At 59.5% G+C, this 23,904-nt stretch carries 21 protein-coding genes and 1 tRNA gene; 15 read left to right on the top strand and 7 right to left on the bottom strand.

The genetic code is table 11. The features are described from left to right. Positions 1-50: 50 nt before the first annotated feature. Both IPP35_06380 and IPP35_06375 read right to left on the bottom strand, forming a co-directional pair. Positions 51-1,670 carry a protease complex subunit PrcB family protein gene (locus IPP35_06380; protein ID MBL0058724.1) on the bottom strand — a complete coding sequence of 540 codons (1,620 nt, stop codon included), beginning with the start codon at positions 1,668-1,670 and terminating at the stop codon, positions 51-53. Next, positions 1,570-2,253, bottom strand: coding sequence for a sigma-70 family RNA polymerase sigma factor (locus tag IPP35_06375; GenBank protein ID MBL0058723.1), 684 nt, complete (start codon positions 2,251-2,253; stop codon positions 1,570-1,572). Before IPP35_06375 ends, IPP35_06380 begins: the two co-directional genes overlap by 101 nt. Positions 2,254-2,338: 85 nt before the next feature. Here IPP35_06375 and IPP35_06370 point away from each other — a divergent pair, with 85 nt between their 5' ends. Continuing rightward, positions 2,339-2,977, top strand: a complete 639-nt coding sequence (locus IPP35_06370; protein MBL0058722.1) for a 2,3-diphosphoglycerate-dependent phosphoglycerate mutase — start codon at positions 2,339-2,341, stop codon at positions 2,975-2,977. Positions 2,978-3,204: 227 nt separating this feature from the next. Here the strand turns inward: IPP35_06370 and IPP35_06365 are convergent, their stop codons facing one another. Then, the gene (locus IPP35_06365) at positions 3,205-3,984 is read right to left on the bottom strand and encodes a M48 family metallopeptidase (GenBank protein MBL0058721.1); all 780 of its coding nucleotides are present in this window, start codon (positions 3,982-3,984) and stop codon (positions 3,205-3,207) included. A gap of 52 nt (positions 3,985-4,036) precedes the next feature. On the opposite strand from IPP35_06365, the gene IPP35_06360 reads away from it, so the two are divergent. Next, positions 4,037-4,693, top strand: coding sequence for a VTT domain-containing protein (locus IPP35_06360; protein ID MBL0058720.1), 657 nt, complete (start codon positions 4,037-4,039; stop codon positions 4,691-4,693). Here IPP35_06360 and IPP35_06355 read toward each other — a convergent pair. Beyond that, positions 4,690-6,627: a glycogen/starch/alpha-glucan phosphorylase gene (locus tag IPP35_06355; protein MBL0058719.1), complete on the bottom strand. Its 1,938-nt coding sequence runs from the start codon at positions 6,625-6,627 to the stop codon at positions 4,690-4,692. The two genes, IPP35_06360 and IPP35_06355, sit on opposite strands and share 4 nt — an antisense overlap. Before the next feature lie 73 nt (positions 6,628-6,700). Between IPP35_06355 and IPP35_06350 the strand changes: the two genes are divergently transcribed. The 7 genes from IPP35_06350 (at position 6,701) to IPP35_06320 (ending at position 14,425) form a co-directional block, all read left to right on the top strand. Then, on the top strand, positions 6,701-8,113 hold the full coding sequence (locus tag IPP35_06350) for a class II fumarate hydratase (GenBank protein MBL0058718.1): 1,413 nt from the start codon (positions 6,701-6,703) through the stop codon (positions 8,111-8,113). A 235-nt stretch (positions 8,114-8,348) separates the two neighbouring features. Further along, positions 8,349-10,079 carry a tetratricopeptide repeat protein gene (locus IPP35_06345; protein MBL0058717.1) on the top strand — a complete coding sequence of 577 codons (1,731 nt, stop codon included), beginning with the start codon at positions 8,349-8,351 and terminating at the stop codon, positions 10,077-10,079. A 151-nt stretch (positions 10,080-10,230) separates the two neighbouring features. Next, positions 10,231-10,710 (top strand): transcription elongation factor GreA, encoded by a 480-nt coding sequence (gene greA, locus IPP35_06340; protein MBL0058716.1) that lies wholly within the window; start codon positions 10,231-10,233, stop codon positions 10,708-10,710. Between the two features lie 60 nt (positions 10,711-10,770). Next, positions 10,771-11,913, top strand: coding sequence for a citrate synthase (locus tag IPP35_06335; GenBank protein MBL0058715.1), 1,143 nt, complete (start codon positions 10,771-10,773; stop codon positions 11,911-11,913). A 16-nt stretch (positions 11,914-11,929) separates the two neighbouring features. Beyond that, a complete protein-coding gene (locus IPP35_06330; protein MBL0058714.1) occupies positions 11,930-12,586 on the top strand; it encodes a thermonuclease family protein in 657 nt (218 codons plus the stop codon). 8 nt (positions 12,587-12,594) lie between these two features. After that, complete coding sequence (locus IPP35_06325; protein ID MBL0058713.1) at positions 12,595-12,870, top strand: hypothetical protein; 276 nt, start codon at positions 12,595-12,597, stop codon at positions 12,868-12,870. Positions 12,871-12,904: 34 nt separating this feature from the next. After that, positions 12,905-14,425 carry a YifB family Mg chelatase-like AAA ATPase gene (locus tag IPP35_06320; protein ID MBL0058712.1) on the top strand — a complete coding sequence of 507 codons (1,521 nt, stop codon included), beginning with the start codon at positions 12,905-12,907 and terminating at the stop codon, positions 14,423-14,425. A gap of 208 nt (positions 14,426-14,633) precedes the next feature. On the opposite strand, the gene IPP35_06315 is transcribed toward IPP35_06320, so the two are convergent. Beyond that, complete coding sequence (locus IPP35_06315; GenBank protein MBL0058711.1) at positions 14,634-15,215, bottom strand: thioredoxin family protein; 582 nt, start codon at positions 15,213-15,215, stop codon at positions 14,634-14,636. A 282-nt stretch (positions 15,216-15,497) separates the two neighbouring features. On the opposite strand from IPP35_06315, the gene IPP35_06310 reads away from it, so the two are divergent. Beyond that, positions 15,498-15,581, top strand: a tRNA-Tyr gene (locus IPP35_06310). Between the two features lie 110 nt (positions 15,582-15,691). Here the strand turns inward: IPP35_06310 and IPP35_06305 are convergent. Next, the gene (locus IPP35_06305; protein ID MBL0058710.1) at positions 15,692-16,264 is read right to left on the bottom strand and encodes a hypothetical protein; all 573 of its coding nucleotides are present in this window, start codon (positions 16,262-16,264) and stop codon (positions 15,692-15,694) included. Between the two features lie 157 nt (positions 16,265-16,421). Here IPP35_06305 and IPP35_06300 point away from each other — a divergent pair, with 157 nt between their 5' ends. Then, positions 16,422-18,317: a 30S ribosomal protein S1 gene (locus tag IPP35_06300; protein ID MBL0058709.1), complete on the top strand. Its 1,896-nt coding sequence runs from the start codon at positions 16,422-16,424 to the stop codon at positions 18,315-18,317. 34 nt (positions 18,318-18,351) lie between these two features. Next, positions 18,352-19,254 carry a tetratricopeptide repeat protein gene (locus IPP35_06295; protein ID MBL0058708.1) on the top strand — a complete coding sequence of 301 codons (903 nt, stop codon included), beginning with the start codon at positions 18,352-18,354 and terminating at the stop codon, positions 19,252-19,254. Positions 19,255-19,354: 100 nt separating this feature from the next. Here IPP35_06295 and IPP35_06290 read toward each other — a convergent pair whose 3' ends face one another. After that, positions 19,355-20,491, bottom strand: a complete 1,137-nt coding sequence (locus tag IPP35_06290) for a response regulator (protein MBL0058707.1) — start codon at positions 20,489-20,491, stop codon at positions 19,355-19,357. Between the two features lie 251 nt (positions 20,492-20,742). On the opposite strand from IPP35_06290, the gene IPP35_06285 reads away from it, so the two are divergent. The 3 genes from IPP35_06285 to IPP35_06275 are packed head-to-tail and all read left to right on the top strand — an operon-like array spanning position 20,743 to position 23,604. Further along, positions 20,743-21,126, top strand: coding sequence for a response regulator (locus IPP35_06285; GenBank protein MBL0058706.1), 384 nt, complete (start codon positions 20,743-20,745; stop codon positions 21,124-21,126). Positions 21,127-21,182: 56 nt separating this feature from the next. Then, on the top strand, positions 21,183-22,823 hold the full coding sequence (locus tag IPP35_06280; protein ID MBL0058705.1) for an AAA family ATPase: 1,641 nt from the start codon (positions 21,183-21,185) through the stop codon (positions 22,821-22,823). Positions 22,824-22,869: 46 nt separating this feature from the next. Then, positions 22,870-23,604 carry a hypothetical protein gene (locus tag IPP35_06275; GenBank protein ID MBL0058704.1) on the top strand — a complete coding sequence of 245 codons (735 nt, stop codon included), beginning with the start codon at positions 22,870-22,872 and terminating at the stop codon, positions 23,602-23,604. Positions 23,605-23,904 lie beyond the last annotated feature (300 nt).

The following is a 23,904-nucleotide window of genomic DNA, read 5'->3' as shown; positions in this document are numbered from 1 at the left end:
TTTTTTTCTCCAGCCCTTGGACCCCGGTTTTTGGGAAAGGTTCCCGAAAATTATTTCTTAATGAAACGAACCGGAAGATTGGAGCGGGGGACTGTTTTTAGGTGGTAGGGTTGGGTCATGACGGTCAAAAACGCCATGTCGGGGTTGGGAGTCGTTTCCTTGTAAGAGAGGGTCATCTCTTTGGAATTCTCAGAAACGCCGGTGATTTGCACGGTGTAACCGCTGGAGCCCCGGCTTCCGACAAAAATTCCCACCACCATCCGGGTTTTAAAATCAACGGCGGGCGTGGGCGCCGGAATACCCATGTGGGATTGGTGTTCGGCCCAAAATTTGGCCCAGGTGGCGGCGTCTCGGATGACCACCTGGCGTTCGTCTTCAATCCCGCTGGAGTCTCCTTGCCATTTCGCGGCGGGTGGCTCCTCCATGGCCGATGGGGGGAGGGCGTTTTTGGAAACGGCCTTGGGCGCCGTCTTTCCTTTCCTCTCTATCTCCTCCGGCGCGATTTCGTCCGGTAGGGCGACCACCTTCTCGTCTGACCGGGTGGGCGGGGCGAGGCTTCCTCCACCGGCCAGGCCTTTTGCTCTTTCCTCCGAAATAGCCAAACTCTTATATTCGAGCTTTTCCGGATAGCCCATGGCCCGTTTTTCTACTAAACCGGAGTCCTTCGTTTTCGCCGTTGTTGCAGGGGTTTCGACTTGTTTTTTCCCTTGGGATCTTTGAACCTCTTGGGTCCTCGCCGGGAACGAGGCATCGACCGAAGGAACAGCCGCTGGAACGGCCGCCAACTCTTTTCCCGCGAGGTCTTTTTTGAGGCTAAAGGGAAACCCTGCCGACTCCGTTACGCTGGTTCCTGGGCCTAGCACCACGGCCCCCGGATGATTAAGCGCGGGGTCAGCTGGTTTTGTCGCGGTGGACAACCCCTCGATGCGGGGTGCACCGGGAGAAAGAATCATCGCTGGTTTATCGACGGAACCACCCAACGTCATTCCCGGTCCTGTCTGCAATCGGTCCATATGTTTTTGACCGGCGGATATGTTTTTTATATCCACTTCCGATGGGTCAAAGGCCTTCCTATCCTCCCCCGCCCCAAGGCCGGCGATGCCCTCCACCTCCCCCCGCCCCCTGGCCGTTTCGTTGGCATAGGAATGGGGTTTTGATGGAACGTTTACCCTGCCCTGCAACTGCACTGTTTGACGATCCAAGGGACCGCCGGGGAATGCTGAAACCCCCGGTTCTATTCCTCTTCGGCTTAGGCCTTCACGGGACCTCCCATTCCTGGCGCTGGCGCCCGAATCGAATTCCTGCTTCCAAGATGGCTGGCCTGGGTCCGCTAATCGAGCCATCATCTGGACCGGGAGCCCTTTCTCCGGCCGATCGTGGAGCACCAGCACCATGACCATGGCGGCCGCGGCGGCGCCCAGGAGGGGGACGGTCCACTGGATCCATGGGCGGGACCGGTGTTTGGTTTTTTCCATGACGCGGTCGTAAAAACTTTCCACGGGTTCGGGGACGGGTTCGGCCCGAAGGAGGTCTCCCAGACGCTTCATTTGAGCCAATTCTTTTTGAAGGTCAGGGGACGAAGCCAGGGCGCGGTCCACCAACGCCCGTTCCTCCGCCGACAGGGCGTTGTCCAGGTAAGCCGATAACTGTTCTTTGGTGATATCGCTCATGACGTCTCCCCCAAGAGGGTCTTAGAATCTCTTTCATGGATTCCCGCGCGCGGGCGATCCGCGACTTGACGGTCCCCAACGGAAGATCCAGAAGGTCCGCGATCTCTTCATAGGTTTTATCCTCCACTTCCCGAAGCACCAGGGCCGCCCGCTCATGGGGATCCAGCCGGGCCATGGCCTGTTGAACCAGCCGCCGCCGTTCGTCCGCTTCCGCCGGGGCGTCGGTCACGTCCTTGGGATCCGCGATCTCGAGGGGCGTCGGATCGTCTTCTCCCTTGTCCGCGCCGAAAATCGAGATGTGTTTCCAAAAGGACCGGCGCTTCTCGTAGCGAACCCGGTTCTTCCAGAGGTTCACGCAGATCCGGTAGACCCAGGAGCCGAAATCCGCCTCGCCCCGGAACTGCCCGATCCGCCGGTAGGCCGTCAAGAAAGTTTCCTGGGCCAGGTCCTCGCCGTCGGTCGGGTTGCCGCAGAGCCGCACGGCCAGGGCGAATATTTTCGCCCCGTTCCGACGGAAGAGGGGCTCGAAATCCCTCTCCTCCAGTTTAGACCCTGCCGCGCCCGAAAAGTTCCCCCGATTCATGGGGGAATGCTAGCACAGCGGGCGTGACCGGGCCAGCGCGAACTTCGTATAATATTCCCTTTCCATCCTTAAAGGAGTCGCGATCATGGGCAAATTGGTGTTGGTACGGCACGGGCAGTCGCAGTGGAATTTGGAAAACCGGTTCACCGGGTGGGTGGATGTGCCCCTCACGGAGACCGGGGAGAAAGAGGCCCGACGGGCCGGCGAACATTTGAAGGGAACCCGGTTCGACCGGGCTTTCACCTCCGTTTTACAGAGGGCCAATAAAACGTTGGCGCTCCTGCTGGAGGTCACGGGACAGAAAAATGTTCCCATCGAAAAAGACAAAGCTTTGAACGAACGCCACTACGGCGCCCTTCAAGGATTGAATAAGGAAGAGACCGCCAAGAAATTCGGGGCCGACCAGGTGAAAATCTGGCGGCGGAGTTACGATGTTCCCCCGCCGAAGGATAAGACGGACATGAACCCGGAGGGCATCGCGGAGAGCTTGAAAGACACGGCCGCCCGCACCCTGCCCTACTTCAACAGCGCCATCCTGCCCCACGTGAAAAAGGGAGAGACCGTTCTGGTGGCCGCCCACGGCAATAGCCTTCGTTCCATCGTCATGGATTTGGAAAAACTCACCAAGGAACAAGTGTTGGAGTTGAACCTCGATACCGGCGTGCCCATTGTTTATGATCTGGACGCCCAGGGAAAGGTGACGGGGAAGAAAATCCTTCGGTAAGGGTTTATCTCCGGTCTTCCCTTCCCCGTCCGTCTGATCTGAACCCCGGGAATTCGAAAGGGGACCCAGGCGTTGACCTCCCCTGGATCCCCTCCTTGGGAAGGAGGGGAAAGAAAAGGCCAAAAAATTCTAGGCGGGTTCATTTTCCCCTCCCCTTTCGAAGGGGAGGGTTAGGGAGGGGTGGTTCTGAAGGTGCATTTTAGCCCCGCATGCGATGAGACACGGCACTAGCGAGGATTGGCGTTAAATATTTGTACAGCGTCCGGCATCCATTTTTCGAGCTCCCGCACCCGGTCTGCGTGGCTGGGGTGTGTGGAAAGAAACCCCGGGGGTGCCTGGCCTTTGGAAGCGGATTCCATGCGTTTCCAGAACTCCAGGGCTTCACGGGGGTCGTAGCCGGCTCGGGCCATGTAAATGAGGCCTATGCGGTCGGCCTCGGACTCATGGCTTCGGCTGAAGGGCAAGACGACGCCGAGGGTGGCGCCGAGGCCGTAGGCCATGATCGCGGCGTTCCGGGTTTCGGCGGGTTTTTTCTTCATGGCGATCTCCAGGGTTTCTCCGCCCAAGCCGATTAGAAATTCCTGGGACATTCGTTCCGCTCCGTGTTTGGCGATGGCGTGGGCGATCTCGTGGCTCAACACGACCGCCAGACCGGTTTCATTTTTTGTGATCGGCAGGAGGCCCGTGTAAACCGCGACTTTGCCGCCGGGCAAGCAGAAGGCGTTTTGGTTTTTTGGGTCTTCGATCAAGCTGTATTCCCAGGAGTAATCCGGCCTGTCCGACACGCGGGCGATGCGTTCGCCCACCTTTTGGACCATGGCGGTGGCGGCGCGGTTAGAGGAAACCTTTGCTTTTCCCATGATGTCTTTGTAGGCTTCCACCCCAAGGGCGATTTCTTGGTCTTCGGGGATCAAACGAAGGGATTTCCGGCCCGTGATGGGGATCGTGGCGCAGGCCGTTATAAATAAGGGGAGAATCCATGCAACCAATCGAGCGTTCTTTTTCATGGTCTCATTGTACCACACAGCGGCTTGGGCGCGACAGCCGGGAGGCGATTTTGTGATCGGGCACTTGACCCAATGGATCTTGGACGCCCTTCGGACGAACGGCGGGTGGAGCGTTTTCATCGGTGTTTTGATCGAACAGATCATCATCCCGATTCCCTCCCCCGCGATCATCATGGGGGCGGGCTTCATTTTGATCCCCGGCGAGACGTCCTGGGCGGACGCCATCGCCATCGCCTCTTTGCAGATCGTTCTTCCCGGAGTGATCGCTTCCATCCTCGGGGCCATCGGAATTTACTATCTGGGCCGGTACGGAGGGAAAGTTTTCGTCGACCGGTTTGAGAAATTCATCGGGTTCAGTTGGACCGATGTGGAAAGCATCGGGAGCCACTTCACTCGGCGCGGGGAGGAAATTTCGCTCTTTCTTCTCCGGGCGGTGCCCATCGTTCCCCTGTCCTTGATTTCGGTCGCCAGCGGGGTGTTGGAGCTCCCCATCGGCCTCTTCGTGGTGTGGTCGGCCTTGGGGACCATCGTCCGCTGTTATCTGCTGGCCATCCTGGGCTGGCAGATGGGGGGAAAGGCCCTGGAGTTGGCGCAGGGCGTGAACCGTTTCGAAAGTTTGATCTCCGTCTTAATGGCGGGGGGCGTGGTGGCGGGAATCCTTTACATGCGCCACCGGGTTCGAAAAAACCTGGCGGCCAAAAAAAACTAAGCGCGGGGAGCGAGGAGAGAGTCGAAGTAGACCGCCATTTCACGGGCCGTTCGGTCCACCCCCACCTGGGGGGCCACGGCGAGGGCGGCGCGGATCATCTCGGCCCGCAGGGCGGGGTTTCCGAAAACGGCGCTGAAGTCCTTGAGGGCTGTCAGAAAGGAATCCGGGTCCGGCTGGCCGTTGGAATAGGTGACGTTGAATCCGTTCGGGCGGCGCCCGTCGGCGGCGGATTCCCGGGAGAAGACAAACTCCGGCACGGCTCCGTCAGGGTTCGCGATCACGCCCCCCCCGTTCATCTGGGATTTCATGAAACCCGTGGCCGAGGCTTCCCGGCCGTCATCGGAAAGCATCACCGATCCGTCCGATCCGTGGAAGAGCCGCGGGGCTTCCCAGATGTTGTAGTTGTGAAGGAAAATCACGCGCTCGCCCAGTTCCTCGTCTCGGTTCAGATCCTCCACCAGTTCGTAGACCATTTTCTCGGAAACGTTGTCCCGCTGGTAAATCCGCCCGCCCACGATGAGAACCACTCCGCTGTCCAAGAACCGCTGACGCCGCGCCGGATCATCAAAAATTCGGTCCAAGATGTCCAGCCGTTTGTAGCTGGTGATCCGGCGGGTCCACAGCACCATGGGGTGGTTGCGCATTTTTTTAGCCCATTGCGGCCAGAGGAGGGCCCGGCGCCAGAGCCATTCCACGAACTCGCCTTTCAATTTGTCCTTGGCCGCGAGGAGTTCGGCGTCCGTCATGCGGTCCGCCAGGCGAAAAACAGGGTTTTGCCAGATCTCGGCGCTGACCCCGTTGGTGATGAACCGAATTTTTTCAGCGTAGGGGTGTAGAGACGGCATGGCGCGCATCACCCGGGCATGTTTCTCGGCCACGCCGAAGGCCCCGTCCGAAATGGCCACCAGCATCTGGGTGATGTCGATCCGCCCGTCCTTCACGAAGGGTTTGTAAAGGGATCGGTTCATGCGCGTCCGGTTTAGCGTTTCCTGGGGCCAGATCGGGTGGGCGTATTCCAAAGGGGTATGGTCGTTGAAGACGGTTCGGGACGTGGCAAACAGGGGGTCCCCAGCGAGCGGGTCGTTCACGAGTTCCGGATGGCCGAAAAGGGTGGGGGTCTCGCTCAAAACAACGACGTCGGGGCGGAACCCGATATTTTTGCAGAGAGCCAAGGCTCCCCGGCCGACCAGCCAGCTGTGAAACAATCGTTGTTGTTCGGCCCAGGCGTTGGGGTCGGGGGTTTTGATGGGAGCGTCTTCGGCGCAGGGGTAGACGACGTCCGTGATCTCCGGGCAATCGAGAAAATAGACGGTGCCTGAGCCGTAGGCGGCCTTCCACGCCTTAACGGAGACGTGGCGGCCATCAAAAAGTTCCAGGTCGAGGTTGATCCCCGGGTCTTCCAAAACTTCCCGCAGATACCGGCCCGCGGCCACACGTTCCAGAAGAAGATGGTTCCAGTCGTGCCACCCCTGGCTCCACACCGTATTGTAGAGAAGGGAAACCCCGATCACGTTCGTCCCCTGCTCGGCCTGGGCGATCACCCGTTCCCTCAAAAGGGGCCCGATCCCTCCCACGGAGGTCGACATCCCCGCCGCCTGGGCCCCCGCCAACCCAAATTTTTTGTCGATGGCCGAAAGAACCTCCGGCGTCAAAGCCATCTCCATCGCCACCTCAAGGACGGCGCGGGACGTCGGCCCTCTGGGCCGAGCGCCGTCATCGGAGTCTCCGGAGATGGCGGCGCGGGACGTCGGCCCTCTGGGCCGAGCGCCGTCATCGGAGTCTCCGGAGATGGCGGCGCGGGACGTCGGCCCTCTGCCCCGGTCTCCGACCGGGACGGCCCCGACGTCTAGAGGATCAGGTGGGACGGAGCCGGGCCGAGCGCCGTCATCGGAGCCTTCAGCGGTCCCGGCGTGGGGTTGGGTCGGTTCGGTCATGGCGGGGCTATGATAACAATTTTGGTAGAATCCTCCTTTAATTCAATCCTTAAACCAATCCTTCGAGGTCCCCATGAAAACCCGTACTGAAAAAGATTCTTTAGGCCCCAAGGAAGTTCCCGCCGATGCGCTTTACGGGATACAGACGTTGCGCGCCGTCGAAAACTTTCCCGTGAGCGGCTGGCGTTTCCCCCGGTCGTTCATTCGGGCGCTGGCCCTCATCAAAAAGTGCGCGGCCCAGGTCAATGTGGAATTGGGCTTTTTGGATAAGACCATCGGCGAGGCCGTGGGTCGGTCGGCCGCGGAAGCGGCGGAGGGAAAATGGGACGACCAATTCCCGGTGGACATTTTTCAAACGGGTTCCGGCACTTCCACCAACATGAACGCCAACGAGGTCATCGCCAGCCGGGCCAATGAACTTTTGGGCGGTCAGCGGGGCGCTAAGTCGCCCGTACACCCCAACGACCACGTCAACCGCGGACAGTCCTCCAACGATGTCATCCCCACCGCCATCCACGTGGCCGCGTTGGAGTCGTTGGTGAAAGAATTGGTCCCCGCCTTGGGCGTCCTGCGCGCCGCTTTGGAAGAAAAAGCCATCGCTTTCGACGGTATTCTTAAAATCGGGCGCACCCACCTCCAGGACGCCGTGCCCATGAGGTTGGGCCAGGAGTTTGGAGGCTACGCCAGCCAGGTCGCTCACAGCATTCAACGTTTAAAAAACTGCATTCCCCACTTGGCCGAACTGGCCCTGGGCGGCACGGCGGTGGGCACCGGGTTGAACGCGAACCCCGCTTTTATCGATGGGGTCATCAAAAAGCTGGGGGCGGAGACCGGCCTTCCTTTCGTCGGCGCGCCCTCTCGGTTTGAGGCCTTGGCGGCGCGGGACGCTTGCGTGGAAACCAGCGGGGCGCTCAAAACGGTCGCCGTTTCCCTTATGAAAATAGCCAACGATCTGCGCTGGTTGTCCTCGGGTCCTCGGTGCGGGATCGGCGAAATTGAGTTGCCTTCTCTCCAGCCCGGCAGTTCCATTATGCCGGGCAAGGTCAACCCCGTGATCCCGGAGGCCGTGGCCATGGTCTGCGCCCAGGTCATCGGCGCCGACGTGGCCATCACCGTCGGGGGCCAGTCCGGCAATTTCGAGCTGAACGTCATGAAGCCCATGATCGCCCATAATTTATTGTCTTCCATGGCGATCCTGGCCAACGTCTCCCGGCTCCTAGCCGACCGATGCGTCAAAGGCATCCAGGCCAACAAAGCCATCGCCGAAGGGTTCATCGAAAAGAGCCTCGCCATGTGCACGGCCCTGGCGCCCAAGGTGGGTTACGACAAAGCCGCCGAGATCGCCAAAGAAGCCTACGCTTCCGGAAAAACCGTCCGCCAGGTAGCGCTGGAAAAGAAAATCCTGACGGAAAAAGAATTGGAAACCCTATTGGACGCCCGCGCCATGACGGAACCCGGCATGACCCTGGACGGGGCCGGTGGGTAAGGGTTCCCTGTCCATGAAGGGTTTCTTCACGCTGTTCTTTCAGCCGAGAACATGATTTGGTGCGAGACGTTTCCGTTGTTTTGGCCGTCCTGACTCTCTCGGTCTCGTGTTAATGCCCCGCCCTTTTTCAGTCTACGGAACGTATTGTGCCGAGAGGTTGAAGGGCCGGGGGGGACTCGCCTTTTCTGCTTTATTGGCCGGGTTCCTGGGCGCGCTCTTGTGGAATTATTATCCCATGGGTCATTTCCACGATGACTCTATCTATTGGCTTCTATCTCAATCTTTTCGCAGAGGGACCTTCATTCTTGCTAGCGCTCCTTCCGCCGCCCCGCCGGTCAACTACCAGCCGGGCTATCCCCTTCTTTTATCTCTGTTCAGCTGGGGGACCTGTTACGGCGCGGGAAAGGCGCTCTCGTTGGTCGTCACGATGGGGGCCGTGGTGGCGGGAGGGTGGTGTTTCCAAAAAACTCTTGGGCCTCTTACCGCTTTCGGCTTAGTTGTCTGGTGGGCTTCCCAACCAATTCCCGCCCGTTACGCGTCGACCTTGTTGTCGGATCCTTTATTCCTCCTTCTTTGCGTGGTGGCGTTGTCTCTTCACGCTGTTTGGGTTAAAAAAGGGGACCTGGTTTTGGCCCTGGTCGCCGGCTACGCCTGCTGGGTGCGACCCACGGGACTCGTTCTTGTCGCGGCGCTCGCTTTGGACAGCCTGCTCCGGAAAAATTTTCGTCGATGTGTCTTGATTTTGGTCAGTGGATTTGTTTTTCAGGGACTTCTGGCCCTGATGTGGGTCGGGCGGGCGCAAGGGACGAACTTTTTCTTCTCGACTCTGCGCGGGACTTTCGAAGGAGCTCCCGCCGGGGTATATTTGAATCGGGTGGCCCAAAACGCGAGGGATTACAGGGACACCTTTTTTCACTTCTGCGCTTTTCCCCTGGGCCGGTGGTCGCCGTCGGCGCCGTGGCTCCTCTGGGTCGGCAAGATTTTTGTGTGGGGGGCCCTCGGGTGGGGGTGGATACGAGCTCTGTTCACTCCCCTCAGGTCCTGGGCCTTTTTCTTCGTCTTTCATCTGGTGTTCCTCTTGTTCTGGGTCCAATCGGACTTCCGCTATTTTCTTCCGCTCGTGCCCCCCTCCCTGCTCTTTCTTTTCCTCGGACTTCGTGGATTGATCGGCCCACGATGGACCACGGTTTTCCTGGTCTCCAGCCTTTTTCTTTCCATCGCCATGACTTTCGACGCCAACGCCAGGCATCGGGCCGGGCGCGGGCCCGCCTTGCCGACGGCCACGTATCGTTGGATGAAGGAAAACCTTCCGAAAGAGGCCGTCGTGGCCGCCCGATTTCCTCACACCATGTTTTTGAACACAGGTTTGCCAGGTGTGGCGTTGACCCTCACCTATGACCCAGAGCCGTTCCTTTCAGGTCTTATCCAAACGGGCGCCACCCACGTGTTGCTCGATGACCTTCCTCCGCTGGATTCTTCCGGCCTTGGGCCCCCGAGTCCCAACGATTGGACCCGGCCGTGGAATATGTTGATTTCTTACCGGCGGTGGTACGAACCGGTGCGGCGGTTTGAACTCGACGGAAAGACTCTCTATCGGATCGTCGCCGATCCAGGCCCGTTCGGGGGGGCTCTCAGGAAGTTCAAGAACGGGATTCTCCTTCTTGACCAGGGGCGTTTGGACGCCGCCAGGGTCTCCTTTGAGGAAGCGGTTTCGCAAATCCACGGAATGCCAAGCGCCCAGGACCGGCTGGCCCAGTTGGAATTCCGGCAAGGGAAATATGGAGAAGCAGAGGCCGGGCTCCGTCTCCTTCTCAAAGAATGGCCCGAGAATGTCCTGGCCCGTTATCACCTCTATCGGCTCCTTCAGAAATCTGGGGATTTTCGGGCTCCGGCGATGGAAGCCACGGTCCGGGCTCAGGCCCTCCAATATGGATTCTGGCCGGTCCTCTGGTGGATTGAGAAATAATTTGATCTGAACATGGGGGGACATTCCTCTATCCTGGGGTGGCACCGGGAACTCGCGTTCCTTTCTGCTTGGGTCGGCGGTGACACTCCATTTGGTATAATGGAAGGCGCAACGGTTGGCGCGGGTGATTTAATTTAAGGGGAGGGGCGCCATGGCTGGCGAGACGTTTTTATCGCGACAGGGATACGAAAAACTGAGGGAAGATTTGGCCCGCTTGAAAGAGCGGCGGGGGGAGTTGAGCGGGGAGATCGGGGAGGCGCGGGAGAAGGGCGACCTGAAGGAAAACGCGGAATACCATGCCGCCAAAGAAGAACAGGCCAAGGTCCAACGGCGCATCAATGAAATGGAAGAGAAGCTTCGTTTCGCGCAAATCATCGACGAATCGAACGTTCAGTCCGGCGAGATCCGGATCGGCGCGACGGCTCATTTGAAAGACGTGAAATCGGGGGAGGACATCGAGTATACGCTGGTGGACGCGGCGGAGGCGGATTTTTCCAAGGGCCGCATTTCCGTCCAGTCCCCCGTGGCCCAGGCCTTGCTGGGGCACAAGGAAGGCGAACAGGTCACGATCAAGCTGGCCTCCGGTCCCCTGCTTTATCACGTGAAAAAGGTCACCCGGTCGCTGAGTTGAATTTTAAAAAGAAACAAGCCGCTTGAGCCTCGGCCCCGGCGTTTGTATAATCCCCACGCTATGACCGACACCCCCAAAGAATTGCACGTCCCGAAAGGGCTCGAAGATGTGGTCGTCGGGCCCTCCTCGATCACGTTCCTAGACGGCATTAAGGGCCGGATGTTGTATAAGGGCTACGATGCCGTGGCCATGGCCGGCAAGATCTCTTTCGAAGAGGTGGCCTATCTCCTCTGGGAAGGCGACCTCCCGAACCGATCCCAGCTCAAAATATTTTCCCAATCCCTGGCCGAGAGCCGCGCTTTGCCCGGCGAGGTCCTGTCCCTCTTGGAGAAATTCCCCAAGAATTGCCACCCCATGGATGTTCTACGGGAAGGTATCACCCTTTTGGGGATGCTCGCCCCGGACGCTTCGGACGAATCGCCGGGGGCCCTTCGCCGGAAAGCGGTGGGGCTGGTGGCGCGCATGGCCACCCTGGCCGCCGCCTGGGACCGCATCCGCCGCGGACAGGCTCCGATCGCGCCGGACCTCACCCTGGGGCACTCCGCCAACTTTCTCTACATGATCACGGGCCAGAAGCCCGACCCTCTGAGCGTCGAGGCGATGGACATGTATTTATCCCTCCTGGCCGACCACGATTTGAACGCCTCGACCTTCACGGCGCGGGTCATTATCTCCACCTTGTCGGATATGCATTCCGCCGTGGCCGGAGCGCTGGGGGCTCTCAAGGGACCTTTGCATGGGGGCGCCAACGAGAAGGCCATGGAGATGTTTTTGGAAATCGCCGATCCCGCCAAAGTCGATACCTGGATAGAAAAAGCCATTCAGGAGAAACGCAAGATCATGGGGTTCGGTCATCGGGTTTACAAAGTCGAAGACCCCCGGTCGGTGCCGCTCCGCGCCATGTCGCACCGGCTTTCCCAGGTTCGGGGCGACATGCGGTGGTACAACATTTCCATCAAGGTGGCCGAAGCCGTTCAACGGCGGAAAAATATTTACACCAACGTGGATTTTTTCTCCGCCTCGGTGCTCTATATGATGGGGGTTCCCATGGACATGTTTACGACGGTTTTCGCCGCCGGCCGGGTCGCCGGTTGGTGCGCCCATATTTTTGAACAGTTGGCCGACAATCGTCTGATCCGGCCCCGCACCGATTACGTGGGTCCCACCGACCGTCCCTTCGTCCCACTGGAGCAACGCCCTTAACTTGGGTGTCCGTCCTTTGACCGACGGACCCCTCCCCCCCGCCTTCAAGACGGACGCCGAACTGTTATCCGGAAACCGTCGTCTTCCCGTGTGGCGCCTTTGGGCCCCCTTGGCTTGGATGGTTTTGGGTGGAGCGGTGGTTTTTTTCTGGAACCCCCGATCTCCGAAACGAACCCATTCCGTTTCCACGCGAGACATCTCCCTCCTGGACAAACCCGAAGGCCTTTTTTGCGCCCAGCCGGAGCGCCTGCCCAAAGTTGCCATCCTGCGCATCGTGGACGGCGACACCGCCGAAATCCTTTGGCAAGACCAACCGACCTATTTGCGCTATTACGGCGTCGACACCACCGAGCGGGGGCAACCCTGCTACGACGAAGCCACGGCCCGCAACCGCGCCCTGGCCGGAGGCGCGGTGCGCCTGGCTTTTGACGAGCGCGAACGGGACGCCCATGGGCGGCTCCTGGCCTATGTATTCACCGACTTGGGCCTGAGCGTGGACGCCCAGCTGGTGGCGGAGGGGTTGGGCAGAGCCTGGAAACGGGATGGAGGATTTCGTGACCGCATCGTCGCCCTGGAAGCGAAGGCGAGGGACGCCAAAATAGGGTGTCTCTGGTCCGGCGATCCCGTGCCTGAAAAACGAAAACCACGGCGTAAGCGCCGAGCTCGCGCGTGAGGCTCTTTGTGGATGACCTTCGGTCGCCACCTCCCGGGTGGCTTTTAGCCCGAACGGTGCAAGAGGCCCTTTCGATCCTCGAAGCCGGCGGAGCGGAGGAAGTGAGCCTCGACTATTTCATCGGCAACGGAGAAGGAGGAAACTTCCTTCCCGTGGCCCATTTCATCGCGCAGATGCCCGAGTCCCGGCGTCCCCGCCGGGTCCGGATCCACACCGCCTCCGACGCGGGCGCTTCCGCCCTCGCCCGCGCCTTGGCCGGCGCCGTGGTGATCAAGAGGGATTGACTCCAACCCACGTTATGAGCGGAACCAAACTCTGATGTTGGCCAAAATCATGAGCGCCGCGGTGAGCGGAATCGACGGGTTCATCGTCCAAGTGGAAGTCGATCTCTCTCCGGGGTTGCCGGTGTTTTCCACCGTCGGCCTTCCGGACGCGGCCGTGCGGGAGTCCAAAGACCGCGTGGTGGCGGCGGTGCGGAACTCCGGTTTTGATTTTCCCGTGCGTCGTGTGACGGTCAATCTCTCGCCCGCCGATGTCAAGAAAGAGGGGACGGCCTTCGACCTTCCGATCGCGGTGGGGGTTCTGGCGGCCGAGGGTCTGGTGCCCGCGGATCGCGTGGCGAAGCACGTTTTAATCGGTGAGTTGGCTCTGGATGGGCGAGTGCGCCCCGTGCGGGGCGTTCTTTCCATCGCGTTGGCGGCGCGGGACCAAGGTTTCGAGGCCCTCCTTCTGCCTGCCTCGAACGCGGCCGAGGCGGCCGTGGTGGAAGGGTTGACGTTGGTTCCCGTCAGGAGCCTCGAAGAAGCCCTCCGTTACCTGCGCGGCGAGTGGTCCCCTCCCCCGACGCCCCGCCCTGTGGCGGTCGCGGTTCCTATGGAGAACGGGCTCGACTTTGCTGATGTGCGGGGGCAACTGTTCGCCAAACGGGCGTTGGAAGTGGCCGCGGCGGGGGCCCACAATATCCTCATGATCGGCCCGCCGGGTTCAGGCAAAACCATGCTGGCCCGCCGGCTCCCGGGGCTCTTGCCGCCCATGGATTTTGAGGAGTCTTTGGTGACGAGAAAAATCCACTCGGTGGCGGGCTTGGGCCCTTCCGCGCCCATGGGCGAGCGCCCTTTCCGGAGCCCTCACCACACGATTTCCGATGTGGCTCTGGTGGGGGGCGGGTCCATCCCGCGGCCCGGCGAGGTCTCACTGGCGCACAACGGGGTCCTTTTCTTGGATGAACTGCCGGAATTCGACCGCCACGTTCTGGAGGTCCTTCGCCAGCCCTTGGAAGAGGGGGCGGTAACGGTTTCCCGCGCGGCCAAGACTGTTTCCTTTCCAGCCCGTTTCACTCTGGTGGCCGCCATGAACCCTTGTCCCTGCGGCTACGAGGGACATCCCGACCGGGAATGCGTCTGCGCGCCCTTCGCCATTCGGAAATATCGGGCAAAAATTTCAGGGCCGCTTCTGGACCGGATTGATATGCACATCGAAGTCCCCGCCCTCCGCCTGGCGGAGTTGACGGAGGATCCTCCCCCCTCTGAGGGAACAGCCGCTGTGCGGGAACGGGTTCTCGCGGCCCGGGGGCGCCAACGGGCGCGCTTGGGGCCCCGCGGCGCGGGGGCGAACGCCCTCATGGGCGTCAAGGAAGTCAAACTCCATTGCAAGCTGGACGCGGGATCAAAAACCCTGCTCAAAGCCGCCGTGTCGCGGCTGGGGCTTTCGGCCCGGTCTTTCGATCGGATCCTCAAAGTCGCCCGGACAATCGCGGATTTGACGGGCGACGTCGCCCTCAGGGAAGAACACGTGGCGGAGGCTGTCGGCTATCGCACGCTCGACCGCCCGCTGGCGTGAAAGGCGTGATGAAAAGGAGACCCTCGTGAGGTGGGAAAATGGGCTTCCGAAGACGCCACGGAACGCCACATGGCGTCCTCTCCTGTGCAAGAACTGCTCCGCCAGGATCCGGCGCTTGTATCGGCCCCGCCGGAAATTCTGACGTTTGAATCTTTAAATGATTAGGATGGTCGGGTTTTAGGCTGGAAATCTTTGGGGTCGTTCGTCTTCACTGGAAATAGGGTGGCGCGTGGCCCTCTTTCCATTTGATATTGCATCCCACGCTGGGTTTTTGGTTTCCGGGGGCGGGCCGGCCGGCGATGACCGCATCCAGGGCGGCCCGTAGATCGGTTCCCGTCACGGGTTTGCCGTTGCCCGGACGGCTGTCATCCAGCTGTCCGCGGTACACCAGGCGGCGCCCCTTGTCGAATAGAAAGAAGTCCGGCGTGCAGGCGGCGGAAAAGGCTTTGGCCGTTGCCTGGCTTGCATCATACAGGTAGGGAAAAGAAAATCCCGCTTCCGCGGCCTGGACCTTTAGGTTCTCGGGCGCATCTTCCGGATGCTCCGCCGCGTCGTTGGCGCTGATGGCCACGATCCCCAGGCTCCTCCTTGCGTAGTCCCGTCCCAACTTCGCCAGCGCCGTTTCAATGTGCTTGACGTAGGGACAATGCCGGCAAATGAACAGAATCAGCAGGGCGTCCCGGCCGGCGAAATCCTCCTGGGAGACCGGTTTTCCGGTGGTTACGTCCGGCAAGCAAAACCCCGGCGCCGGCGTTCCGAGCGGCAACATGACGGATGGGGTGAGAGACACGGAGCCCTCCTTCGCGCGTGCGAAATGGAATCGTTAGCACGGTTTATTAAGTCCGATAATAATCTATCTCTCCCGGGGCGCCGTGTCAAATGACGCCGCCTTGAAGGGCGGAGCGAGCGCGAAGCCAGGGCAAAATTGATTTTCGTCGGGAAATCGGCTATATTTACACAACGCGAAACGCTTAAGTTTGAATTTCAGTTCAGATTCCTTGTTCCATTCCCATGCCTTTCAGCTGGGCCCCCACGATGTTTTGGGAGGCGGGAGTTTTTTCGCGCGAATTTCGCACAGGTGGCAGAGCGGTCAAATGCACCAGACTGTAAATCTGGCGGGCCTCGCCCTTCGAAGGTTCGAATCCTTCCCTGTGCAATTTTTTTCTGAACCCCAGCCCTTCCCCAAACCCTTCTTTTTGAAAAGCTAAACAGAAAAACCGCGGCGGATTTTACCGTCTTCGCGCGTCGCGTAAAAACGGGATGGGGTTACAACGTGAATTTCTTCAGGGTCGTGGAGAGGACTTCGTAAACCGAGTCGAGGCGGGCCCGCGCGTCGGCGGGGAGGTTTTGTTTCTTGAGGATTTCCACTTCCCCAAGAGCTTTTTGGATGTTGAGCTGGTCGGTTTTGACCGCGCTGTGCAGGGATTCCATCATGGCGTTTAATTCCCCCTGCAGATCTTTCATGCTGTCGGTTTCTCGAAGCACGACCCGATGGGTCAGGTCAAGGGCCGAGACGGCCCGCGCCAGGCGCGTGAACCGAAGGACGGGGCCCGCCAAACGGTGCAACAAGACGTAAAGGAAAAATGTCACCGAAAGGATGTAGAGCACGAACCGCAGGGCAAATCCCCGCAAGGCGGAGTCCCAGACTTGAGCCAGATCGGGACGAGTTGGATTCCCCAGGACGGAGTCGCTGAGGATGCCGTAGAGGTCCATGAACATCATGAGGGTGAGGGAACCGACAAAGAGGACGGTGATGAGAACATAGCGGGATTGGAACGATCCCTTGATCACGGTGGTGCGACGGGCGATGCGTGTTGGTTCGAGATTGGGTTGGCTCATCGTGACCCAAAGATAACCCGAATTTCGAGGTATGTCAAGGCCCCCCCGTTCTGTCTTCGACTTTACGGTTCCGACGGAATGTGTTAATCTTACCTCGATGAAAAATCATTTGGATCCGGAGATACCTCAGGAACCGGTTTCCCCAAGGAGAGCTCCCGTGACGAGCGAAGCCCCCGTTGTTGACGATATGAGCATGGAGGAGTTGCTGAAGGAATCGGCTCCTCAAAGCCGAAGCGGGTCGTTGGTCACGGCCACAGTGGTGGAGGTGACGTCCACCGGTGTTTTGGTCGACGTGGGCTTGAAGGTCGAGGCGTCCATCCCTCTGGCGGAATTTCGGTCTCTCGCGAAGCCCCCCGTGGTGGGGGATTCTTTTCCCGTTCTGATCAAGCGCGCTTCCGGGCCCGAAGGCCCGGTGGTTTCTTTACGGGAAGCCCGCGATCGTTCGGGCTGGGCCCATGTGATCCAAGCCCGGGACGCGGGCTCGACGATCGAGGGGACCGTGCTTCGTTCCGTCAAGGGCGGGTTGATGGTGGACGTGGGGTTGGAAGCTTTCCTTCCCGCTTCCCAGGTCGACCGGCGTCCGGTCAAAGATCTGGAGGTCTGGGTAGGACAGAAAATTCAAGTCGTAGTGATCGAAATGGACGCCCACAAGGGCAACGTGGTGGTTTCCCGGCGGAAACTCTTGGAAAACGAAGCCGCCCACCATCGCGACGCGACCCTAAAAACCCTGGAGGTCGGCAAGGTCCTGAAAGGCACGGTGACCAGCCTGACCGCTTTCGGCGCCTTCGTGGATCTGGGCGGGGTGGAAGGGCTCCTGCGCATCACGGACGTTTCCTGGGGATGGGTCGGGAAACTGACCGAGGTCCTGAAAGTGGGGGAAGTCCTGGAGGTCAAGGTTTTGAAGTTTGATCCGGCCACGGGAAAAATCGGTCTTGGGCGCAAGCAACTCCTTCCCAAACCTTGGGACAGCGCCGAGGCTCAATGCCCCGTGGGGTCGATTCAAAAAGGGAAGGTGACTAGTTTGACGGATTTCGGAGCGTTTGTGGAAGTGGCTCCCGGTATCGAAGGCCTGGTTCACCAGTCCGAGTTCTCCTGGAAAGAGCGGGGCGTCAAGCCGAAAGAGGCGGTGAAATTGGGGGACGAGGTCTACGTCTACGTTCTCTCCGTCAACAAGGCGGAGGAAAAGATGGCGCTCAGCCTGAAACGCGCGGGAGAGAACCCCTGGGTGGAGGCCGCCCGGCAATACCGCCAGGGCACCCGCGTGACGGGGGTCGTCACCAACATGCTTCCGGTGGGCGCCTTCGTGCGGCTTCCTTCCGGCATCGAGGGAATGATTCGTCTGCAGGACCTCTCTTGGACCAAGACCTACACGCACCCCAAAGAAGTGTTCCGCGTGGGGCAGGAAGTGGAGGCCGTGGTGTTGGAAGTGAATCCCACCGCTGAAAAAATGTCCCTGGGATTCAAACAGCTCGCCGAGGACCCCTACGCCGCTTTCTCCAGCGGGGCCACGGTGGAGGCGAAGGTGGTGCGCCTCACCGACAGCGGGGCGTTCCTGGAACTGGCGCCCGACATTGAAGGCTACGTGCATATCAGCGAAATCGCGTCGGAAACGCGATTGGACCATCCCTCCCAGGCGCTGACCGTGGGGGACATGGTGACGGCCCAGGTGGTGAAGAACGACCGCAAGAAGCGGCGCATCGATCTCTCGATCAGCAAGCACGAGCGGCGGGAAGAAAAGCGCCTCCTGAAACAATACAAGGCGACCAACGACGGAGTTTCCTTGGGTGAGGTGATGGGCTGGGGAGCCTCCCAGTCGGAGGCGATGGGGGTAGAAGCGCCGCCGGAAAATATCCCGGCCGTCGAGGATCGGGCGGTTGACACCGCTCCGGTTGAGCATCCGTTGGTATCGAATTCGTCACCGGCGGAGCCGGTGGCGGCTTCAACCTTGCGGGTGGAAGACACGGCCGGCTCGGAACCGAGGGTGACGGAGCCGTTGGTGGCCGAGGCCCCGCTCGCCGAACCGACTGCTCCGGCGGAAGATCGCCCTGCCTGAAACCAAGGCGGGTCCGATTTCAACGGTCTCTCCGGTGAAATCGGCGCACCCCGGTCGGCCCGCCTGGAAGGTGGACCCGATTTCGTTACTGATCGTCATGGTCGGGGCGGCGGCGTTCGTCTGGGCCCTGCGCTCGGTTCCCCCGCGGCCCCCCGTCGTCCGGTTCCCCCGGCAACCCTCTGAGTTCCGTGTTCCGGCGGAGCTTTCCGCCGCGAAGGCCGCCTCCCTCGCGGCGCTCGCCGTTCGCCCCGATGACGCGTCCGCGCTCGTTGACTTGGCCATCGCTAGCTTTGAAAGCGGGAGCGGTGATTACGTCAAAGGTTTGGAATACGTGGAACGGGCTCGGGATCTGGGGGCCTTGGACGAGCGTCTTTTCTACTATGCCGGGGTGATGTACGAAGCCCAGGGCCTCTCCGAATACGCGGTTCCGGAATACGAAAAATACCTCCGCCGCCACCCCGAAGATTTAGAAACCCGGCTTCGCCTGGCCAACCTTTTCTACCGCATGGAAGAGTTGGATAAAAGCATCGACGCCTATCGTTTGGTTCTCGCGGGCAAACCGGGAGACCCCCTCGTTTCCTACAACTTGGCCATGGCCTATCGGGACAAGAAAAGCTGGGCCGAGGGCCTGGAAGCGCTCAAGCCGTTTCTCCAGGGGGGCACCTCCCTGCCATCGGGTGGACACAAGCTGTTGGGGGATCTTTACCGGGGGTCCGGCGACCCCCAGCGCGGATTGGCGGAGTATGAAAAAGAACTCGCTTTAGCGGGCGAGAGCACTGATTTGGCTTCGGGGATGGCCCAGGCGAACGAGGATCTGAACCTCATTGCTTCCGCCATTGAGAGGTGGCAAAAAGTCCTCCAGCTGGATCCGAACCACCGCGAGGCCCGCGCCCGTCTGCGCCGTTTGAAACAGCCGGTCCCCGGCCGACGGAGATAATTCTTCCTTCCTGATCGGTCCTTCCGTTAGAGCGAACGTGGTGGCCGGGCGAAAATCGGCCACACCCCAGGGGGGGCCCCTTAAAAGCCTTGCCGGAATATCAGGAGGTCGGAATCGGGAGCGTAAACCAGAATTTGGCGCCCTGACCGGGTCCGTCCGATTCAGCCCCGATTTCTCCGCCGTGGGCATGAACGATCTCTCGCGCAATGGTGAGGCCTAGCCCCAGCCCGTCTTTTTTCGACGCATGGGACTCCACCTGGTAAAACTCCTCGAATATCCTCGGCAGAGAGACAGCGGGGATTCCTTCGCCCGTGTCCCTCACCTCGACCCGGAACTGTCCCGGTTCCCGGACGGCGCGGAGCGTCACCCGCCCTCCCGCGGGGGTGTGTTTGAACGCGTTTCCAATGAGGTTGGTCAGGGCCTGGTCGATCCTCCGACTATCGAGCGGAATGGCCGGGAATTCGCCTTCGAGCAGGGTCTTGAACTCGATCTTTTTTTGTTCGGCCAACGCGACCATGCGGAGATCCATGTTCGTGAGGATCTCGGTCAAAACCGCGGGGGATTTTTCCACCCGGAGCTTCCCCGATTCGATGCTGACGACATCCATGAGGTCGCTGATCAAGCTTCCCTGATGGTCCGCTTGCGAGACGATGATGTTGAGGAATTTGGCTGTCTGTTCGGGCGGGAGGTCCCGCTGGAATTGGAGGAGCTGGGCGTACCCCCGGATCGACGCCAAAGGCGAGCGCAAGTCGTGGGAGACGATCGATAGGAAGTGGGTCTTCAGATCGCTCAATCGCCGGAGCTCGGCGTTTGTTTTCTTTAAAGTTTCCAAGAGCCGTCTGTTTTCCACCGTCAGGCGATTTTTTTCCAAAGCGTTATCGAGGGAACGTTTGAGCTGGTTGGAGTCAATGGGCTTGATGAGGTAATCGTAGACGTCCGCCTGGATGGCTTTGACCGCCATGTCGAGGGAAGCGTGGGCGGTCATGAGGATGACATTGATGTCTTCGTTGGTTCGGCGGAGTTCCTTGGCCAGGGCCAAACCCGTCATGTCACCCAACTCGTAATCCAAAAGGGCGACCTGGTATAAATTCCGGGCCCCGGCATGGATGGCGGCCGTGCCCGTGGCCACGCCCTCCACCTCGTAGCCGTCCTCGGAAAGGACGTCCACGAGCAGGTCCAAGAGGTGGGGTTCGTCGTCCACCACCAGGATCTTTCCTGAATTTTCGGTGTCTTTCATAGGGGCAGGCGGATCGCTCGCCCTTTTTCCCGGTTATGGGCGGAGAGGCACCGTCAGCTTGACATAGAGTAATGGGAGTTTGACGAAAGATCAAGGGGAATCTTGGCTGGTTTTTTGCGAAAAGGTGATTCTGGCTCAAGCCCAAACGGAGGCCTTGACTCGGGGGGGTTTGGGGTCTATAATTCGCTGATACGCAATTCGTCGGAAAATTTAAGTCATCGCCGCGGCACGCGCCGCGCAAGGGGGAGTTCGTGCCAGCCAAAATTCTCGTCGCTGAAGATGATGCCAATATATTGGGTTTGTTGTCGGTTTTTCTGAGCGGCTTAGGTTATGAGGTGTCTCTGGCCCGGGACGGCCAAGAGGCGCTCGATATGGCTGTTCAGATCAAGCCGGACCTCCTGATCGCCGACATCATGATGCCCCGGATGAACGGGTTCAAACTGGTGAACACCTTGGCCATGGACCGCCACGACATCCCGATGCCGAAGGTGATCATGTTGACGTCTTTGGCCGACCAGGAAAACGTGCAACGCGGCCTTTCCGTCGGGGCCGACGTATACATCCCAAAACCATTCAATTTGGAAGACGTGGCGGCGCGGGTCAAAGAACTTTTAGGCGAAACGACCGCTAAATAAGGCGGCGTTCCCAGAGGGAACTTATGGGATTCTATCGACGTTGGAAAATCTTTTGGATGAACCATTGGCTGCCCATTGTCCTGGTGGCCTCCTTTATCCTCCTGTCCTGGGCCACGGTGTACGGGCTCTCCAAATTGGAGAGCTTTTACCGGACCATGACCCTGGCCACGCTCCCGCTTCAACTTCTTTTGACGGGTTTGAACGCGATCATCTTTGTTTTCCTCTATTCCGTTATTCTTCAAGGGAATTTTGGGAAACTGGGAAAAAAATCACGAATCACCCTGAGCGATGTGAAGGTCTCCTTCAAGGATGTGATCGGTTTGGAAAACGCCAAGAAGGAGGCCATGGAGGTGGTTCAACTCCTGAAAGACCGGGCTCGGCTCAAGGCCATCGGCGGTAACATCATTAAAGGGCTCTTGATGGTGGGTCCTCCGGGAACGGGTAAAACACTGCTCGCCAAGGCCATCGCCACGGAAGCGGGCGTGCCTTTCCTCTCCATCTCGGGGTCCGAATTCGTGGAGGTGTTCGTTGGGGTGGGGTCCAGCCGGGTCCGCAAGCTTTTTAAACAAGCCCGCCAGTTGGCTTACGCCCATGGCGCTTGCATTATCTTCATCGATGAGCTGGACGTGATCGGGCGGGGACGCCACTTCAACGCCTTTGGCGGCGGCGAGGAAACCAACAGCACTCAAAATCAGCTTTTGGTCGAAATGGATGGTCTGGGTGAAAAAGCTCAGAACGTGGTGGTGATCGGCGCCACCAACGCGGCGGAAGGTGTTTTGGACAAGGCCCTCCTCCGTCCCGGCCGGTTTGACCGGAAAATTTACATCGACCTTCCGAACCTAACGGAACGGGTGGACCTGTTTCGCTACTACCTGAAAAAAGTGAAACATGACAAAGGGATGGACATCGGGCGCCTCGGCCGTCGATGCGTGGGGAAATCGCCCGCCGACATCATGAACATCACCAAAGAAGGCGCCTTGATCGCCACGCGAAACAAGCGGGACGTGGTGGTTTATAAGGATTTGACGGAGGCCATTGAACGGATCGATTTGGGCATCGCCCACCCGCTCTCCATGTCGGACAAGGAAAGGGAAAACACGGCCTATCACGAGGCCGGGCATCTGCTCGTCCTTTATACCCTTCATCCCACGGACGATGTATTCAAAGCCTCCATTATTCATCGGGGAGGCGCCCTGGGCGTGGTGTATCACAGCCCGCGGGAGGAACAGCACACCTCCAATCGCGACCGAATTTTGGCCGACATCAAGGTGTCTTTGGGCGGTTACATGGGCGAGAAGGTGAAATTCGGCGTGACCTCCAACGGGGTGTCCTCGGATTTCGCTCACGCCATGGGCCTGGCCCACACCATGGTCTGGCGGCTCGGCATGGGGCGGAACGGTTTTGTGGGGGATTACAGCGTGATTCCCGAAACGCAACTTTCCGATTCCATCAAAGAAAAATTAAATCAAGAAACCTACGAGATCCTAAGCGGATGCGCCAAGGACGTGGAAGAATTGCTTCGAGCCGATTGGACGATCGTGGATCGGTTCGCCCAGGAACTTTTGAAACGCAACGAGTTGGAGTATGATGAAATCCATGCTATTTTCGCAGAATATGGCAAAGCCCGCGAACAGGTTCCCATTCAAACGGTCACTCCGGACGCTCCGCCTCCTCCTTCTAACGCTCCCGGCGCTTAGCGCCTGCGGCCCCGTTTCCTTTCCGGCGGATCGTTTGCCGGAGGCCGTGCACGATCTGTGCAAGAAAGAACAAAAGGTGGACGTGGAGGCCCGCTTGGTGGGGAAAACCCTCTATCTATCCTGCTCGGTGGAGGGATTGATTGGTTTGGATTTGAATTTCCAAAAGGAAGCCCTGGAAACCTTGGAAGGCGTGATGCTGTCGGGCACGCGCGCCACCCTTTCAACGGACGCCAAGGTGGATTTCCTCATCGTGAGGGTGAAAGACGCCCGGCTGGGGTCGATCATTACCCTTCTCCGCTATGTTCCGGACATCAAAGGCCTACTCTACATGCGGTATTCCCGGAGCGATTTTGAAGATCGCCTGGTGATCGAGACGGATGGAGCCCAGGACCCCGCCAACACGCCGGAAACTCTCCGCGACATCTCTCTCCCGGAGTTCATGGCCCGGCTCATCTCTTCCCGCCTCCATCGCCAAATCACGGGGAATCCCCTCGTCAGCGTTTTTCTTCGGATTTCCCAGGTCCGCGGCCGGGTGGAAGACGGCGTCCTCATCCTCACGTTGGAACGAGCGGAGCAGGACGCGCTCCCCTTGGCCACCAACGAAATCCTCGAAGCCGCCGTGGCCGAAGTCGTCGTGGACGTCACGGGAAAATTTGATCCGAAAGGCGTCCTCATCGAAGACGTCCGCCTGGAGGAAAGCGACGGCCGTCTCCTCTGGGAAAAACCTCTCCTCGCCCTTCAATCCCGCGTCAAATCCGCCGAAAAGAAAAAGCGGGAATAGTGAACGGGGGGAGGGCGTCCGCCTAATAACTTAGCGAGGGTTCCCCAATCGAATATTTCCCAAAAGATCCGAAAACACCGTAGTGTCGACAAAGTTTTTGTTCACCACTCGGGTGAATCTCTCCTCCGGCTCCCCTCCTATCCCTTCCTACCAACAGGGACCTGCTTAGCCGCGAGGCAAACGGGGCTGACACTTGGCGGCGTCGCCTGAGAGCCGCCTTCGCCAAGAGGGGAAAGAAAGCAAGGATTTCCCCTTTGCTCTCCAAAAAAGAAAGGCCCGTCCCCAAGGGACGGGCCTTTC

The organism is Elusimicrobiota bacterium (assembly GCA_016721625.1).
GTDB lineage: Bacteria > Elusimicrobiota > Elusimicrobia > FEN-1173 > FEN-1173 > JADKHR01.
This window is presented reverse-complemented; position numbering and strand designations above follow the sequence as displayed.

What these genes read in the sequence shown, in the direction of transcription:
- IPP35_06335 (MBL0058715.1), top strand. Translation starts at nt 10,771, where the DNA reads ATGACCGACACCCCCAAAGAATTGCACGTCCCGAAAGGGCTCGAAGAT.
- IPP35_06370 (MBL0058722.1), top strand. Translation starts at nt 2,339, where the DNA reads ATGGGCAAATTGGTGTTGGTACGGCACGGGCAGTCGCAGTGGAATTTG.
- IPP35_06345 (MBL0058717.1), top strand. Translation starts at nt 8,349, where the DNA reads ATGGGTCATTTCCACGATGACTCTATCTATTGGCTTCTATCTCAATCT.
- IPP35_06380 (MBL0058724.1), bottom strand. Translation starts at nt 1,670, where the DNA reads ATGAGCGATATCACCAAAGAACAGTTATCGGCTTACCTGGACAACGCC.
- IPP35_06355 (MBL0058719.1), bottom strand. Translation starts at nt 6,627, where the DNA reads ATGACCGAACCGACCCAACCCCACGCCGGGACCGCTGAAGGCTCCGAT.
- IPP35_06350 (MBL0058718.1), top strand. Translation starts at nt 6,701, where the DNA reads ATGAAAACCCGTACTGAAAAAGATTCTTTAGGCCCCAAGGAAGTTCCC.
- greA (MBL0058716.1), top strand. Translation starts at nt 10,231, where the DNA reads ATGGCTGGCGAGACGTTTTTATCGCGACAGGGATACGAAAAACTGAGG.
- IPP35_06290 (MBL0058707.1), bottom strand. Translation starts at nt 20,491, where the DNA reads ATGAAAGACACCGAAAATTCAGGAAAGATCCTGGTGGTGGACGACGAA.
- IPP35_06305 (MBL0058710.1), bottom strand. Translation starts at nt 16,264, where the DNA reads ATGAGCCAACCCAATCTCGAACCAACACGCATCGCCCGTCGCACCACC.
- IPP35_06320 (MBL0058712.1), top strand. Translation starts at nt 12,905, where the DNA reads ATGTTGGCCAAAATCATGAGCGCCGCGGTGAGCGGAATCGACGGGTTC.
- IPP35_06280 (MBL0058705.1), top strand. Translation starts at nt 21,183, where the DNA reads ATGAACCATTGGCTGCCCATTGTCCTGGTGGCCTCCTTTATCCTCCTG.
- IPP35_06375 (MBL0058723.1), bottom strand. Translation starts at nt 2,253, where the DNA reads ATGAATCGGGGGAACTTTTCGGGCGCGGCAGGGTCTAAACTGGAGGAG.
- IPP35_06365 (MBL0058721.1), bottom strand. Translation starts at nt 3,984, where the DNA reads ATGAAAAAGAACGCTCGATTGGTTGCATGGATTCTCCCCTTATTTATA.